Annotated in this window: 14 protein-coding genes; 6 read left to right on the top strand and 8 right to left on the bottom strand. The window is 69.0% G+C overall.

The genetic code is table 11. The features are described from left to right. Nucleotides 1-17 precede the first annotated feature (17 nt). The 3 genes from OHA19_RS06575 to OHA19_RS06585 form a co-directional block, all read right to left on the bottom strand. Nucleotides 18-977 carry a hypothetical protein gene (locus OHA19_RS06575; protein ID WP_405718849.1) on the bottom strand — a complete coding sequence of 320 codons (960 nt, stop codon included), beginning with the start codon at nucleotides 975-977 and terminating at the stop codon, nucleotides 18-20. Nucleotides 978-1,027: 50 nt separating this feature from the next. After that, nucleotides 1,028-2,515, bottom strand: coding sequence for a DUF6801 domain-containing protein (locus OHA19_RS06580; RefSeq protein WP_405749652.1), 1,488 nt, complete (start codon nucleotides 2,513-2,515; stop codon nucleotides 1,028-1,030). A gap of 111 nt (nucleotides 2,516-2,626) precedes the next feature. After that, on the bottom strand, nucleotides 2,627-3,274 hold the full coding sequence (locus tag OHA19_RS06585; RefSeq protein WP_405749654.1) for a hypothetical protein: 648 nt from the start codon (nucleotides 3,272-3,274) through the stop codon (nucleotides 2,627-2,629). A 1,060-nt stretch (nucleotides 3,275-4,334) separates the two neighbouring features. Here OHA19_RS06585 and OHA19_RS06590 point away from each other — a divergent pair. Both OHA19_RS06590 and OHA19_RS06595 read left to right on the top strand, forming a co-directional pair. Next, on the top strand, nucleotides 4,335-5,552 hold the full coding sequence (locus tag OHA19_RS06590; protein WP_405718841.1) for a helix-turn-helix domain-containing protein: 1,218 nt from the start codon (nucleotides 4,335-4,337) through the stop codon (nucleotides 5,550-5,552). Between the two features lie 210 nt (nucleotides 5,553-5,762). Next, a complete protein-coding gene (locus tag OHA19_RS06595; RefSeq protein WP_405718839.1) occupies nucleotides 5,763-6,026 on the top strand; it encodes a hypothetical protein in 264 nt (87 codons plus the stop codon). A 168-nt stretch (nucleotides 6,027-6,194) separates the two neighbouring features. On the opposite strand, the gene OHA19_RS06600 is transcribed toward OHA19_RS06595, so the two are convergent. Then, complete coding sequence (locus tag OHA19_RS06600) at nucleotides 6,195-7,448, bottom strand: cytochrome P450 (protein WP_405718836.1); 1,254 nt, start codon at nucleotides 7,446-7,448, stop codon at nucleotides 6,195-6,197. Nucleotides 7,449-7,528: 80 nt separating this feature from the next. Between OHA19_RS06600 and OHA19_RS06605 the strand changes: the two genes are divergently transcribed. Continuing rightward, on the top strand, nucleotides 7,529-8,356 hold the full coding sequence (locus OHA19_RS06605; protein WP_405718834.1) for a hypothetical protein: 828 nt from the start codon (nucleotides 7,529-7,531) through the stop codon (nucleotides 8,354-8,356). Nucleotides 8,357-8,414: 58 nt separating this feature from the next. Beyond that, nucleotides 8,415-10,490, top strand: a complete 2,076-nt coding sequence (locus tag OHA19_RS06610) for an MDR family MFS transporter (protein ID WP_405749656.1) — start codon at nucleotides 8,415-8,417, stop codon at nucleotides 10,488-10,490. A 49-nt stretch (nucleotides 10,491-10,539) separates the two neighbouring features. Here the strand turns inward: OHA19_RS06610 and OHA19_RS06615 are convergent, their stop codons facing one another. The 4 genes from OHA19_RS06615 to OHA19_RS06630 form a co-directional block, all read right to left on the bottom strand. Then, nucleotides 10,540-10,989, bottom strand: a complete 450-nt coding sequence (locus tag OHA19_RS06615) for a YchJ family protein (RefSeq protein ID WP_405718829.1) — start codon at nucleotides 10,987-10,989, stop codon at nucleotides 10,540-10,542. 197 nt (nucleotides 10,990-11,186) lie between these two features. Next, nucleotides 11,187-11,996: an SAM-dependent methyltransferase gene (locus OHA19_RS06620; RefSeq protein ID WP_405718826.1), complete on the bottom strand. Its 810-nt coding sequence runs from the start codon at nucleotides 11,994-11,996 to the stop codon at nucleotides 11,187-11,189. A gap of 126 nt (nucleotides 11,997-12,122) precedes the next feature. Beyond that, a complete protein-coding gene (locus OHA19_RS06625) occupies nucleotides 12,123-12,359 on the bottom strand; it encodes a DUF397 domain-containing protein (RefSeq protein ID WP_072485026.1) in 237 nt (78 codons plus the stop codon). Beyond that, a complete protein-coding gene (locus tag OHA19_RS06630; protein ID WP_405718823.1) occupies nucleotides 12,359-13,219 on the bottom strand; it encodes a helix-turn-helix domain-containing protein in 861 nt (286 codons plus the stop codon). Before OHA19_RS06630 ends, OHA19_RS06625 begins: the two co-directional genes overlap by 1 nt. Before the next feature lie 207 nt (nucleotides 13,220-13,426). Between OHA19_RS06630 and OHA19_RS06635 the strand changes: the two genes are divergently transcribed. Together OHA19_RS06635 and OHA19_RS06640 are read left to right on the top strand one after the other, a co-directional pair. Then, a complete protein-coding gene (locus OHA19_RS06635; protein WP_405718820.1) occupies nucleotides 13,427-13,885 on the top strand; it encodes an ATP-binding protein in 459 nt (152 codons plus the stop codon). Beyond that, nucleotides 13,879-14,322 carry a hypothetical protein gene (locus OHA19_RS06640; RefSeq protein ID WP_405718817.1) on the top strand — a complete coding sequence of 148 codons (444 nt, stop codon included), beginning with the start codon at nucleotides 13,879-13,881 and terminating at the stop codon, nucleotides 14,320-14,322. Before OHA19_RS06635 ends, OHA19_RS06640 begins: the two co-directional genes overlap by 7 nt. The last annotated feature ends 32 nt before the right edge of the window (nucleotides 14,323-14,354 follow it).

Raw genomic sequence — 14,354 nt, forward strand, 5'->3', positions numbered from 1 at the left:
CTCCTCCCCGCCCTCTGCTACCGCACCACTCCGGCGTGCCAGTTCTCCGAAAGCAGCCGGCCCGCGTCGGGCACCGCGGAACCCGGGGAGGTCAGACCAGCCGTGTAGGTGGCGGCGTCGTTGAGCACCAGGTTGTTGTTCCCGGACGCCGAGGGCAGTGCCGTCTTCAGGTTGACGGCCCAGTTCAGTTCGCCGAGGGTCAGCGGGCCGCAGCCGCTCACGCCGGGAACGGCGAAGGCGGCGTCGCCCTGGTCGTTGCCGGTCAGCGCGACCCGGTTGAGCACACCCGCGGTGTTCGGCGTGCCGGTCGCGTCGAAGCGCTGGCTGGCCAGGGCCGGCTTGGTGAGATTCTGCGGGCGCAGCACGACCGGGCTGGAGGCGGTCCCGATGTAGCACTTCGAACCGAGGAACGGGTTCTCCAGGTGGATCCGGATCGGAATGTCGACGATCGGCTTGCCCGCCTGCATCCCCGCGCTGAGATCGAAGTTGGTGGGAGTACCCGCCGACTGCACGGTGGCGACGACCCGGTTGAGGCTGTTGTCCGTGAGCTGCCGGCAGATGTCCGAGATCACCGGAATCCCGCTCGGGCACATGAGGCCGAGCAGACCACCGGGTATCTCCGTCGGCGCTCCGACGATCGCCCCGCCCTCGGGCGCCACGATCTTCGACACACCCGTCGTCGCGTTGCGGACCACACCGAACTGGAGGTCGTTGGCACCGGTCGTCGCCTCGGTGTTGCCCAGCTTGATGGAGCCGCTCTCCGAGTGCGAGGCCACGCAGATCGCGATGTCCGTCTTGCCGTCCGCGGCCAGCATGGCCGGGTCGTCGACCGGACACCGGGTGAAGGGCGCCCAGTTGCCGTTCATCTCCTGGGCGGAGGCGGCACTCGCCGGCGAGGTGCTCAACGGAATGCCGACGGCCACCGCGACCAGGGCGCCGAGAAGAGCGGGTCTGACACGGTTCTGGGCAGCGCTCATTGATGGTCCAGCCTTTCGGTTCGGGGATCGGGCGCGCGGGTGCGCTCGTTTCAGCGTTCGGGGGTGGGTTTGGCGGGCGGGCAGGGGGACTTCGGGTTGCTCGGCACGCACAGCGGAGCCTGCGTCATCTTCACGTAGTTGCCCTTGCCGGACACGGAAGCGGTGAACAGGCCGTCCAGATCCTCGGTGGCACCGCATCCGCTGAAGGGGGGTATCTCGGCATAACCGGTGAGGGGTCCGCCGGTGGAGACGGTGTATCCGGAGGGCGGCAGGCCACCCCCCGTCATCCCGTCGCCCCTGAGCTGCAGGCGCATCGGCCGCGCGGAGCGGCACTGCGGGCCGACGTCGAGCGGCTCCCCGTTCACCTTCACGTCATAGAGGCGGACCCACAGGTCCGCGGCGGTGATGGTCGTCTCACGGGCCCGCCTCTCGGGGGTCTTCTTCGACCAGCCCATGGTGGCGATGTCGACGTCCCCCTCAAGCGTCATCTCGACCTTCGCGGTGGTCGGCATGAATCCGAAGGTGAGGAATGTCGCCTCGGTCGGCGGCATCTGCGGCTTCCCGTGGTAGTCGAGTGTCCCCTTCGACATCAGCCAGGCCGCTCTGTCCTCGGGGCACATGAGACCGCTGCTCACCAGATAGTTCATCTTCAGATCGAGAAGACCGGGTTCCTTGAACAGCATGGCACCGTTGAGCTTGTTGGCATTCGAATAGCCCGCCATGTACCCCGAGCCCGGTGTGCCGCCCACGCCCGAAGGCTTGGGTTCCTGACCCGGCAGGAAGTAGCAGCCCTCCGGCGGCTGCACCTTGCCCGGCACGACCTCGTCGTCCCCTGCGACAATCGCCGTCGGCCGCGCCCCGGGAGTAATGATGCCGGTACCGGCTGGGTCCGGCACCGTTGAACCGGGGGGCGTCTCCACGGTCCCGTCCGGCACACCGACAGTCCCCAGCTCCAGCGCCTGGCCGTCCGCCGGCTTGCAGGACACCGGGAGCGTTGTCGGCGTACCGTCCGCGTCGCCGGCCGGCACCGTGGACAGTTCGAGATCGAGCTGTCCGGCGGTGAAGACGATGTCTCCGCTGGAGCGCGGGGTGATGGTGGGCACGGCCCCGCTCGCCCGCAACGACACATCACCATCCGCGGCGACAGTCGTCTCGGCGATCCGCAGGTCCTGCCAGGGCACTTCGGTCGACTCGCCGCGCTGGGTCACCTCGGTCACGAGTTGCGTCGCGCCGGTCACCTGCGGGGAGCCGGTACCGAGGAATTCATCAAGGGCCGCGCGAGGCAGTGCGACCGAGACGGACACGTCATCGGGCTGAATCACCGTTTCGGCGCTCGAAGTCACCGGCAGCCCGGCCGTCACACGCACGGCGATGGGCTGGGGACCGGCCGAAAATCCGCAGGTATAGGTGAGATCCGTCTCGACCACATGGCTGTCGCTCGCGGAACCGGTGCCCGGGACGAGCCCGGCCAACAACGCCATCACGCCGACGGCACCGACCTGCCCCACCCGGTACGAGCGGCTCGACTTCAATCTCATCTCGGCAACCTGCCGTCGTCTCGGAGCTGACTGGTCGTCTGCGAAAGCACACCCCCCGCGCCGCCCCGCCGAAGCAGGCGACGCGAGGGAGTGTCGGGTGCGGTCAGCGACTCACGGAGAGGTGACCGTGATCGGCTTGTCGAGCACGTACGTCGCCGAGAACGAGGCGGTGTCGCCGTTGTTCATCAGGTCGGCGCAGTTGTTGACAGCGGAGATGCTGAGTCCGGTGCCGTTGTCGATCTTGAGCTCGCCCGTGGAGTTGGTGTAGGAGGCGTTGCTCGCGCTGCCGGAGATCTTGGCGGTGCACTCGCCGAAGAGCGTGTCACCGGTAATCGTCACGTCGACACCCGACAGGTTGCCCTGGGTCACACCACCGCTGTAGCTGGTGGCGTTGAGGTGGATGGTGCCGGTGAGTACGGCGCTGAAGGAGGAACCGAGCGGTCCGTCGCACGGGGACGTGACCGCGTCGCCCCAGGCGGCCGAGGTGATCTGCGCGATGTCGGTCCCGTCCGGCTGCGTGCCGTTGGGCGCGACGCCGCTCGCGGTGGCGTCGTAGCAGATCACGGACTGGCTGGTGGTGATGTCCAGCAGGTCCGCCGTCGTCCCGGCCTTCAGATGGGCCGAGAACGACCCGTTCGCGTTGGGGTTGGAGATGGTCCAGGTCGCCTGCGCGGTGGCCGAGGCCGAGGTGGCCGCAAGGCCGAACGCGGCGGTGGCGACAGCGGTGGCGAACAGGGAACGCTTGATGATGCTTCTCACGGAACAGCCTCCGAGGGAGTGGAGTTGGACGTACCCGATTGCCTCGCACCACACCCTGGGAATGGGTCCAGCACGAGGGCGGCTCACATCGTGGAACGCAGAAGTCGATGGACTCGACTGCGTGATCGAACTCCGTGCGGATCGAACGTTACGAGCCAGTAGCCCAACGCGGCAATACCCGAAGCAGAAATTCCCGCACCCTCTCGATAAACGTATTCCGCCTTAGCGAGAACTCAGTAGATCACCACGATTTTCTATACGAAAGTGAGTAGTTACGGCCGTGTCATGCGCCCGGGAGCCCGCCGGACACTCACCCCGGGCGCAGTCACCACCGAGGGGCCATCTCGCCGACACCCCGCTTACTCGTCGGTAAGACCGCTGCCCTCGCGGCCGAATGCCGCCCTGGCGCGCCGCGTTCACCACACCACTGAACTGCACGGAGCACCAGGGGACCCACTCTCGGGAGCGCGGAGTGCACCCCGCCGCCGGACCGGCCGGCACGCACACCTCACACAGCTGCCGCACGAGCCACCGGCCCGATCGGACCACCCACCTCACCGGCACGGCCGGCCCGATCGGCGCCCACCGCGGAACGGATGACGGGTTATGCATTCCGGCCGACCGGTTCTGATTTCGGCCCGCGAATCGAAGAATTTCCCTTCACTGAAGAACAGCCCTCTTCGAATACACCGGCCTGCGAAAAAGCGGACGGCGGCAGTCCGTTGCTTTTTCAGCGCTCCGGAAGAATGCGCACCACCTGCACGAACCCGCATCAACCCCCCGGACGGGCATTCGTTACCCACGGTTACTTTATTGTCGTGGAGAGAGTAGGTGTCCGAAAAATATTGTCTGGAAGTGAGCACTCCCGTCCCACCTGCACCTAAGCACCGAAACAGGTCCGCAATGCGTGCCCCATACACTTCGATCTTGCCCAAGCAGTGGGCACAACCGCTGACTTGGTCTATCTTCATCGCGAACTTGGTACGCACCTGTCGGTTCGTGGGAGCGCTTTCCCCACCGCCTGACCCCCCACCGGGCGCCGGAGAGCAAGGGGACAGTCATGCCAGAACTCATACAGCCGTCGGACACGGGGGATCCGCTGGGGCCGCTCCCCCAGGAATTCGCCGCCATCATGCGGCCCGAACTGCCCAGCCTGATCAAGGAGATCGGCGTCGAGGTCACCCGGGCCTATCCGGAGTACGCCCGGCTGCTCAGCGGCCCCAACGGGCAGGCCATCCGTGTAGGTGTCGAACAGAGCCTCTCCTCGTTCGTGGACCTGGTCGCCGAACCGTCCGCCTCGACCTCGCTGCGCGACGACATGTGCCGCCGGTTCGGGCGCTTCGAGGCATACGAAGGGCGCACCATGGAGACGCTCCAGGGCGCCTACCGGCTCGGGGCCAGGGTCGCGCTGCGACGGGCGAAGAAGGTCGGCCGGAGCTACAACTTCTCACCGACCCTCATGCTCAGCTTCGCCGACGCGCTCTTCGCCTACATCGACGAGCTCGAATCCCTGTCCCGGGAAGGCTTCCTGGAGGTGGTGCAGTCGCAGACCGGCGAACAGACCGAGGCCATGCGCCGCCGTCTGCTGCACCTGCTCCTCACCGGCCGGCCGGCCCCCCGTACCGCCATCGCCGAGCTCTGCGAACAGACCGGATGGACGCTTCCCGAGGAAGTCACCCTGGTCGCCGTCCGCTCCCCGGCCACCCTGGACCGGGCCGTGGCGGACCGCGACGTCCTGGCCGATCTCAGTGACCCCCAACCACACTTACTGATCCCCGGAGCGTTCGACGACGCCCGAAGACACATGCTGGACGAGGCACTCCTCGGCACCCACGCCGCGATCGGCCTGACCGTGCCCACCACCCTGGCCTCGGACTCGATCCGCTGGGCCCGGCGCGTGCTCGAACTCGTCGACACGAACATCATCGACGACACGCCCGTCATCCTCTGCGCGGACCACCTCATCACCCTGTGGCTGCTCTCCGACCCGGTACTGGTCGACCAACTCGCCCAGCGCGAACTGGCCCCGATCTCCAGGATCAGCGCCACCCGCCGGGAGCGGCTGGTCGAGACCCTGCGGATCTGGCTGGACACCCGCGGCACCGCGGCCCACATGGGCGAGCTGCTGGACGTCCATCCGCAGACGGTCCGCTACCGGATGCGCAATCTGGAGTCCATCTTCGGCGAGCAACTGACCGATCCCGAGAGCCGGTTCTCCACCGAGGCCGTGCTGCGGGCGCTCCAATTGCGGGCCCGCAGCGATGAAACAGCGCTCTGAGTCGGTTTTCGGCCGGATCACGATCCTCACCATGAGTCAACTTACTTATGAGTAAGGCGAAATAGACGGTCACTCTCAAACGGTTGCCACACGGAGACGTTCTCAACGAGAAACCCGGAACCGCGTCCCGTACATATGGAGATATCGGCCGCCGCACCCGGCGGCCGAGCCGAGTACCAGCCTCCTGGCCGACCATTCCGAGAGGGCCCCATGACCGCCTCGCACCTCCTCGTCCCTGTGCCGATCCCGGACCGGGTTGCCGCACTGATCGGGTCCTGCATCCCGCCGCACATCCTCCAGGCGGAATTCGACGCCGACTGCGCCGCGCGCGAGGTGCGCAGGTTCCGCGGTCCGCGACTCTGCGACGAGGACCGGGCCGACCGCGAGCAGGCGCTCTCCGAACTGGCCCGCGCCAACAAGATCCTCGCCGCCCATCACCCCCGGCTCGCGGTGCGCCCCAGCAGCGCCTGGTGACGCCCTCCGCCGCATCCGTCCTGCGCCGGCCCGTGATCGGGAACCAGTCGATCGCGTTCGCGATCTCCGGTCGCCACATCCGCATCTCCCGGGCGCCACACCCTCATCTCCGGTCGCCGCATCCGCTGACCACCGCGTCCGCCGGCCGATCCCGAACGGGCCCCGGTCTCAGCCGGCGACCGGGGTGAACCGCACCGGCAGCGACCGCGGGCCCCGGGTGAAGACGCCGTGCTCGGTGGGGGTGAAGCCGTCCGCGAGCCGTAGACCGGGCATCGCGTCGAGCAGTTGGTTCACCCCCGTCTCCACCTCCGCCCTGGCCAGCAGCGCACCGACGCAGAAGTGCCGCCCGAGTGCGAACGCCAGGTGGTCGGCGGCCGCCGAGAAGGCGGTGGTGCTGGTCAGGTCGGTGCGGAAGATGTCAAACCGGTCGGGATCGCGGTAGCGCGACCCGTCGCGGTTGGCGGAGCCGATCAGACAGGTGACGGTGGCACCCGCCGGGACCGTACCGCCGCTGAGCCCCACCTCCTTCGCGGTCTGGCGCATGATCATGTGGACCGGCGGGGTGTGGCGCAGGGTCTCGGCGAAAGCCCGGTCGATGAGGCCGCGGTCCTCCCGTACCGCGGCGAGCTGCTCGGGGTGGGTGAGCAGATTGGCGAAGACCGAGGCGATGGCCTTGTCGGTGGTCTCGCCGCCCGCCGCGAGCAGCAGGCTGCAGAATGCCTTGATGTCCTCGTCGCTCATCCGTACCCCGTCGACCTCTGCGGCGCAGAGCGCCGAGAGCAGGTCGTCGCCCGGCTCGTCCCGGCGCCGCCGGATGACCGGGATCATGTGATCGGCGAACTCACGGCGGGTCCGCTCACCGGCCGCGGCCACCTCCGGGTCGCCCGCCAGATTGCCGAGGAAGGCGATGACGGTGGTGTACCAGCCGTGGAAACGGTCGTGGTCCGCCCGGTCCAGGCCCAGCATGTCGGCGATGACGAGGACCGGGAAGCGGGTCGCGAAGGCGTCGACGAGATCGGCCTCTCCGGTGTGCCGGAAGGTGTCGATCAGCTCGCGCGCGTTGCGCTCGATGACCGGCAGGAACTTCTCCTGGAGGTCCGTGCCCCGGAAGGCGGGGGCGACCAGGGCCCGGCGGACGGCGTGCTCACGGCCGCTGAGCTGGAGGATCGTCCGGCCGTGGACGGGTTCGATCTGCCAGTCGTAGTTGTCGGTGGTGAACTCCCCCGCCCGGTCCTTGAAGACCCGCTCCACGTCCTCGTACCGGGAGATGATGTAACTGTTCGTGGCCTCGTGCCGGATCAGCGGCGCGCTCTCGCGCATGATCCGGTACGCCCCGTAGGGATCGGCCGCGAAGGCGGGCGAGAGAATGTCGGGCGGCGACGGCGATTGCGATGCGGCCGGCTCGTGCGGGGCAGACGTCATGACGCTCCAGGGTCGTGAACGGGCAACGCCGTCAAGGTTATTGATCAGCTGTCCACCGACACACCCCCTGGGGGAACGCCATGCCCACCGGCCCACGACCGTCCGTCCTGTTCGTCACCGACCTCGCCTACGAGGCGCGTGGCCGCCGCTACTGCGACGAGGACATCCAGCTGACCGCGCGGCTGCGGGAGGAGTTCGACGTCGCGCTCTGTCACCCCCGGGACGCCGCCGCGCTGCTGGACGGCTTCGACACGGTCGTCATACGCAACAGTGGTCCGGTGCTCCATTACCAGGAGGCGTACGACGCGTTCCGCGCACGGGCGCGGGAACTGGGCACCCCGGTCTACAACCCGTTGCACGGCCGGGGGGACATGGCGGGCAAGCAGTACCTGGTCGATCTGAGCCGGGCCGGACACCCGGTGATCCCCACGGTGGACCGGGCCGCCGACCTGGGGATGCTTCCCGAGGCACCCGAGTACGTGGTCAAGCCGAAGCTGGGGGCGGACTCGGCCGGGCTGCGGTTCGTGCGGGAGGCCGCGCTGCGGGAGGGCGAGGACGGCACGATGCTCGTCCAGCCCCGGATCGACTTCCGCTACGAGGTGTCCTTCTACTTCATCGACCACGACTTCCAGTACGCGCTGTACGCACCGGACCCTGAGCGGCGCTGGGTGCTGGAGCCGTACGTGCCGGACGCCGCGGATCTGGCGTTCGCCCGCGGCTTCGTGGAGTGGAACACCCTCGACCACGGCATCCAGCGGGTCGACGCCTGCCGGACCGCGCGGGGCGAGCTGCTGCTCGTCGAGTTGGAGGACCTCAATCCCTATCTCTCGCTGGACCTGGTGGCGGAACCCGTACGGGAGGCCTTCGTGACCAGGATGAAGGCTTCCGTACGGGATCTGCTGGCCTGACGACCCGTCCGGCCGTCCCCCACATGCGGGAGGGGCGGGGCGGTGTGAGGGTGCAAGCGTGACCACTGCCAGCGAGACCGCCACCGTCGCGCAGAGTGCCGCCGCGCCGCCCGTACTCGATCCGCGCCGCCGGAACATCGTCTTCGCGACGATCGTGCTGGGGATCCTGCTGGCCGCCCTGGACCAGACGATCGTCGGCACCGCGCTGCCGACGATCGTCTCGGATCTCGGCGGCGCCGCCCATATGTCCTGGGTGGTGACCGCGTATCTGCTCGCGGAGACGGTGGCGACGGTCCTGGTGGGCAAGTTCGGCGACCTGTTCGGCCGGAAGATCATCTTCCAGCTGTCGGCGATCATCTTCATCACCGGCTCGTTCCTCTGCGGGCTCGCGACCAACATGACGCTGCTGATCGTCTGGCGCGGACTGCAGGGCATCGGGGCCGGCGGACTGATGGTCACCTCGATGGCGCTGATCGCCGATGTGATCCCGTTGCGCGAACGCGGCAAGTACCAGGGCGCGATCGGCGCCGTCTTCGGGGTGTCGACGGTGATCGGGCCGCTGCTCGGCGGGCTCTTCACCGACCATCTGAGCTGGCGCTGGGCGTTCTACGTCAATGTGCCGATCGCGATCGTGGTGGTCATCGCCGCGGCCCGGACGATCCCGTCGGCCAAGGCCGCCGGCCGGCCCGTCATCGACTATCTGGGCATCGCGATGGTCACGGTCGGCGCGAGCGCGCTGATCCTGGCGACGAGCTGGGGCGGCAACGAGTACGCGTGGGGCTCGCCCGTCATCCTCGGTCTCTTCGTGGGCGGTCTGGCCGCGCTGGCGCTGTTCTGCCTCGTGGAGTTCCGGGCGCAGGAGCCGATGCTGCCGATGCGGCTCTTCCGGAATCCGGTGTTCACCGTCTGCTCGGTCCTGAGCTTCATCGTGGGCTTCGCGATGCTCGGCGCGATGATCTTCCTGCCGACCTATCTGCAGTACGTGGACGGGGACTCGGCGACCCTGTCGGGCGTGCGAACGCTGCCGATGGTCCTCGGGCTGCTCGTCGCCTCGATCTTCAGCGGCAACGTGGTCTCCAAGACGGGCCAGTACCGGATCTTCCCCATCGTGGGCTCGCTGGTCATGGCGGTGGGGCTCTACCTCCTCTCCCGGATGGGCCCCGACACCGGGGTGTGGCTGGAGTCGCTGTACATGCTGGTGCTCGGCACCGGTATCGGTCTGGCCATGCAGGTGCTGACGATCGCCGTACAGAACACGGTCGACTACGCGGACCTGGGTACGGCGACATCGGGCGTGACGTTCTTCCGTACGCTCGGCAGTTCCTTCGGCACGGCGGTCTTCGGCACGATCTACGCCAACGCTCTGAAGCCCAATCTCACCGACGGCGTCGCGGCGGCGGCGCGGGCCGGCGGCGACCCCGCGACCCTGGCGAAGGCCGCACAGAGCCCGGCGGGACTGCACGGGCTTCCCCCCGCGCAGTCCGCGCCGCTGGCCCAGGCTTACGCGGACACGCTGCACACCGTGTTCCTGTGGACGGTGCCGGTCGCGGTGCTGGGGTTCGTCGTCGCTCTCTTCCTGAAGCAGGTGAAGCTGCGGGACACCGCCCGGGTCGGCTCCACGGACATGGGCGAGGGCTTCGCCCAGCCCGGCACCGGCGACTCGGCCCAGCTGCTCGAATTCGCCGTGGCCAAGATCCTGCACGGAGCGGGCCCGGACACGGCCCGGCGGATCGTCGCGGACTCGGACACCCGGCTGGACATGGCGGGCGCCTGGGCGGTGATGCAGGTCGAGCTGTTCACCCGCATGGTGGGCCACGCGGGTCTGCGGCTGATCGCGACCCGGCACCGGCTGCCGCCCGAGGTGCTGGTGCCGGTCTTCGACCGGATGATCGAGGAGGGCTATCTCACCGGCGACGGTCATGTGTTCACGCACACCGCCGCCGGGAGCCGGGAGGCCGCGGCGATCACCGACGCCTGGGCGCGCTGGCTCAATGAGCGCCTGGACGAGCACGGGGCACGCCCGGACGACCGTCAGCTGCGGGCGGCGGTCGACGTGATCGCCAAACGGCTGCTGGCGGAGGACCTGGCGCAGGATCTTCCGCCGGAGAGGGCCCTGGCCGGGGCCGCGGCCTGAGCGGACCGGGCCACCGCACCCGTGGGCGTCGGGCGTCAGGCATCGGGCGTCAGTCGACGAAGACCGCGGTCGCGTACACCCAGGCGCCTTCGTGCCGGACGAAGCGGCTCTTCTCGTGGAGCGAGTCCGGCCGCCCGTTGTCCGTGTAGTGCGCGCGGAAGGTGACCGTGCCCGTGGTGTGGAACGGGCTGCCGTCCGTCGTCTCCAGCACCTCCAGGCGCACCCATCGCATCCCGGGGTCGAAGTCGACGGCGGGCGGCCGGGTGTCGGGGTGCCAGGTGCGCAGCAGGTACCCCTCGTCCCGGACGACGAAGGCGGCGTACCGGGAGCGCATCAGCGACTCGCAGGTCGGCGCGGCGGCGGTACCGGCGTGCAGTCGGCCGCAGCAGTCCGCATACGTGGCGGGCAGTCCGCACGGGCACGGCGAGTCCGCGGTGACCGCGGGGGTGCGTGCTGCGGCGGGGGCGGGCCGTCCCGGTCGTTTCGTGCGTCGTGACATACGTCCATTGTGACCTGCGACGGGCACGACGAGGTCCCCGGTCATGTCGACGCGACGACCGGCCATGAGCCGGGGGGCTGAACGCGGCGGGTCCTGCCGGACGCGTCACCGTGACGGGCGGCGGAGGCCGACGGTGAGTGGTGGCCGGGGCCCCTGCTCCGGATCGGGACGGATCGGGCCGGACCAGGAGAACGAGGTCAGGGCTTTCGGGCGACGCCCGCGTAGCCGGGGATCGGCTCGCCGCCGGCGACCTCGACCGCCTCGCCGAGCTCCGGGTGCCAGTCCGCGGAGAGCGACACCCCCGGCTCGACGAGTTCGAGGCCGTCGAAGAAAGCTGTGACCTCTGCGTGGGAGCGCAGACACAGTGTCATCCCCCGGGCCCGGTACATCGCGGACGCCTCCGCCGCACGCTCGGGGTCGAAGTCCCCGGTGGTGTGCGAGAGCACCAGATAGCTGCCGGGGGCGAGCCGCTCGACGAGACGGTCGACGAGTTCGGCCGCGCCGTCCTCGTCGTCCAGGAAGTGCAGCAGGGCGAGGAGCGACAGGGCGATCGGCTTGTCGAAGTCGAGCACCCTGCCGGCCTCTTCGAGGATGGCTTCCGGCTTGCGGGCGTCGGCCTGGATGTACTCGGTGGCGCCCTGCGGGCTGGAGCGCAGCAGGGCCGCCGCGTGGGCGAGGACGATCGGGTCGTTGTCGCAGTAGACGATGCGCGCGTCCGGGGCGGTCTGCTGGGCGATCTGATGGAGGTTCGGCTCGGTCGGTATGCCGGTGCCGATGTCGAGGAACTGGCGGATGCCGTTCTCGGCGAGCCATCGGGTGGCCCGGTGCATGAAGGCGCGGTTCACCCGGGCCATGTCCCGCCCCCGGGCATCGAGGGCGAGCAACTGCCGGGCCATCTCTTCGTCGACCGGGTAGTTGTCCTTGCCGCCGAGGAACCAGTCGTACATCCGGGCGGGATGAGGCTTGGTGGTGTCGATCTCGATGGCTCGAGGGTCGTGCCCGGTCATAGCGCGCTCCATGGGTCCAGAGGTCGGCGAACAACAAGAGTCTGGGGCCGGGACGGCTCCGGCGCCGCGGGTTCGGACAAGAAAGCCGGTCCGGATGTGGGGCCGGGCCGGGCGGGAGGCCGCGGATCAGGTGAGCAGGAAGTCCGCCTGCCCGGACTTGGCGCCCTGGATGAAGGCGGCGATCTCGCGCGGAGTGTAGATCAGAGCCGGGCCGTCCGGGTCGGCGGACTGGCGTACGGCGATTCTGCCGTCGGACAGCTTCATCGCTTCGACGCAATTGCCCCCGTTCCCACCGCTCCACGGCTTGTGCCAGCCCTCGGAGCCGAGTTCGGCGGCCGGCATGCCGTTGTATATGGGATCCATCACAGCTCCTTGCGGAAGTCCCGGAGGATTTCCTTCGTGCGTTGTGCAGTTGCGGCCTGAGCCGCCATGCGGTCCATGACTTCGAGGTAGGAGGCCACCTCGGGGCGCGCGTCGAAGTAGACGGCACCGGTCAGGTACTCGCTGTAGACCATGTCGGGGAGTTCGGGGACACCGAAGCGGAAGAGGACGAACGGGCCGTAGGTGCCCGGGTGGTGTCCCGTCGAGAATTCCGCGATCTGCAGCGTCACATGCGGCATCTCGGTCGCTTCGAGCAGCCGGTCGATCTGCTTCCGCATGGCCTCGACGCTGCCGACGGGGCGGCGCAGCACCGTCTCGTCCATCACCACCCACAGCTTCGGGGCGTCCGGCCGCGTCAGCAGGGACTGGCGCTGCATCCGCAGTGCCACGTGGCGCTCTATGTCCTCGGGTCTGGTCTGGCCCACGGCGCCGGTGCGCATCACCGAGCGCGCGTAGTCCTCGGTCTGCAGCAGTCCGGGGACGAAATGCGGCTCGTACATGCGCAGCAGGCTCGCGGCGCCCTCCAGGCTGACGTACATACTGAACCAGTCGGGCAGCACGTCGTGGAACCGCTGCCACCAGCCCGGTTTGTTGGCCTCCTCGGCGAGCTCGACGAAGGCGTCGGCCTCGTCGTCTGAGACCCCGTAGGCCTTCAGCAGCATCTGTACATAGGGGATCTTGAGAGCGACCTCGGCGGTCTCCATCCTGCGTATCGTCGCAGGTGCGACCCGCAGCACCTTGGCAGCCTGGTCACGGCTCAGGCCGACGCGCTCCCGCAGATCCTGCAGGCGCTTGCCGAGAACGACCTGACCCACGGTCGGGGCGGACCGCGGTTCGCTCACTTCAGACCTCCCCATGCGCTGTTTTTGAGCAGTGTGCCATGCGCGGGCCGACCAGAACACAGCCACTCTGAAATTTTCAGAGTGCCTCTTGCCAAGTGTTCACGACAGGGGGAGAGTTGGTGAGTGAACCAGTTCACGATGTCGCGGCCGCCCTCATTCACGTGAGTGCGCGGAGCGTGACGCAGCCCCCACTGTGAGGAATCGGTTGTGGCACCTGGCAGTGCGCTCATCCCCCGGCTCATGGATCTCAGTCCCGGGACGGAGGCGCTCCGGTACTGCTTCGCCCTGCCCGCGCACCCCGAATCGGTGGCCGGTGCACGGCGGCTGACCCGGGCCCGGCTCGACCTGTGGCAGCTCGACGCGGACGCCCATGACTCGGCGATCCTGATCGTTTCCGAACTGGTCACCAACGCGGTCGTGCACACCATGAGCGCTCGCGTCGTGTGCGAGCTGCGCTGCCTCGACAGACGGCTGCGGATAGCCGTGCAGGACCAGGGACACCAGCCCGGCGGGCCGCAGCTGTGCCGTACCGCCGATGACGAACACGGACGCGGCCTGCTGCTCGTCGACGCGATGTCCAGTTCCTGGGGTTCCCGCGACGCGGGCAACGGCTCGGGCCGGATCGTCTGGGCGGAACTGCCGCACGGCTCGGAGCGGCCATGCTGAAGAACGCGATGTCCCATCTGCTCGGCACGCGCCGTCCCGGTGAGCTGCGGCCCGCCTCCGGCGTGGCTGGCACGGTGCCGCTGCCGCTGCCGCCCGCCCTGTCGGCGAGCCTGGGCTGCGACGCGGTGGGGGTGCCGGCCCGGTACGGCTTCCGCCTGATGTCCCACCTGCCGCGCACCGGCTGCGTCTTCGCGGACGCCGAGCGCTGGTGGTGGGTCGTGCCCGCGGGCTCCGACCTCGATCTGGACTGGCCCGCGCAGGCCTTCTACGCGAAGGGGGCTTACGTCCCCGCGGTCCGGCCCCGCCTGATCCACCAGCCCGACAACCGCACGCCCTACACCCCGCCCATCCCGCTCTTCCTGATGGTGTGCCAGGTCACCGGCGTCGCGCCGTCCTGGGCGCCGTCCGGCGGCGAGCGCGCCGTCTCCGCGCCCTGACACGGCCGGGCGCGTCACCGGGTTCTCCGGTG

The organism is Streptomyces sp. NBC_00012 (genome assembly GCF_045040875.1).
Taxonomy (GTDB): Bacteria; Actinomycetota; Actinomycetes; order Streptomycetales; family Streptomycetaceae; genus Streptomyces.

Coding starts and splice junctions, on each gene's coding strand:
- OHA19_RS06575 (WP_405718849.1), bottom strand. CDS start 977: ATGAGCGCTGCCCAGAACCGTGTCAGACCCGCTCTTCTCGGCGCCCTG.
- OHA19_RS06580 (WP_405749652.1), bottom strand. CDS start 2,515: ATGAGATTGAAGTCGAGCCGCTCGTACCGGGTGGGGCAGGTCGGTGCC.
- OHA19_RS06590 (WP_405718841.1), top strand. CDS start 4,335: ATGCCAGAACTCATACAGCCGTCGGACACGGGGGATCCGCTGGGGCCG.
- OHA19_RS06595 (WP_405718839.1), top strand. CDS start 5,763: ATGACCGCCTCGCACCTCCTCGTCCCTGTGCCGATCCCGGACCGGGTT.
- OHA19_RS06600 (WP_405718836.1), bottom strand. CDS start 7,448: ATGACGTCTGCCCCGCACGAGCCGGCCGCATCGCAATCGCCGTCGCCG.
- OHA19_RS06605 (WP_405718834.1), top strand. CDS start 7,529: ATGCCCACCGGCCCACGACCGTCCGTCCTGTTCGTCACCGACCTCGCC.
- OHA19_RS06615 (WP_405718829.1), bottom strand. CDS start 10,989: ATGTCACGACGCACGAAACGACCGGGACGGCCCGCCCCCGCCGCAGCA.
- OHA19_RS06620 (WP_405718826.1), bottom strand. CDS start 11,996: ATGACCGGGCACGACCCTCGAGCCATCGAGATCGACACCACCAAGCCT.
- OHA19_RS06625 (WP_072485026.1), bottom strand. CDS start 12,359: ATGGATCCCATATACAACGGCATGCCGGCCGCCGAACTCGGCTCCGAG.
- OHA19_RS06640 (WP_405718817.1), top strand. CDS start 13,879: ATGCTGAAGAACGCGATGTCCCATCTGCTCGGCACGCGCCGTCCCGGT.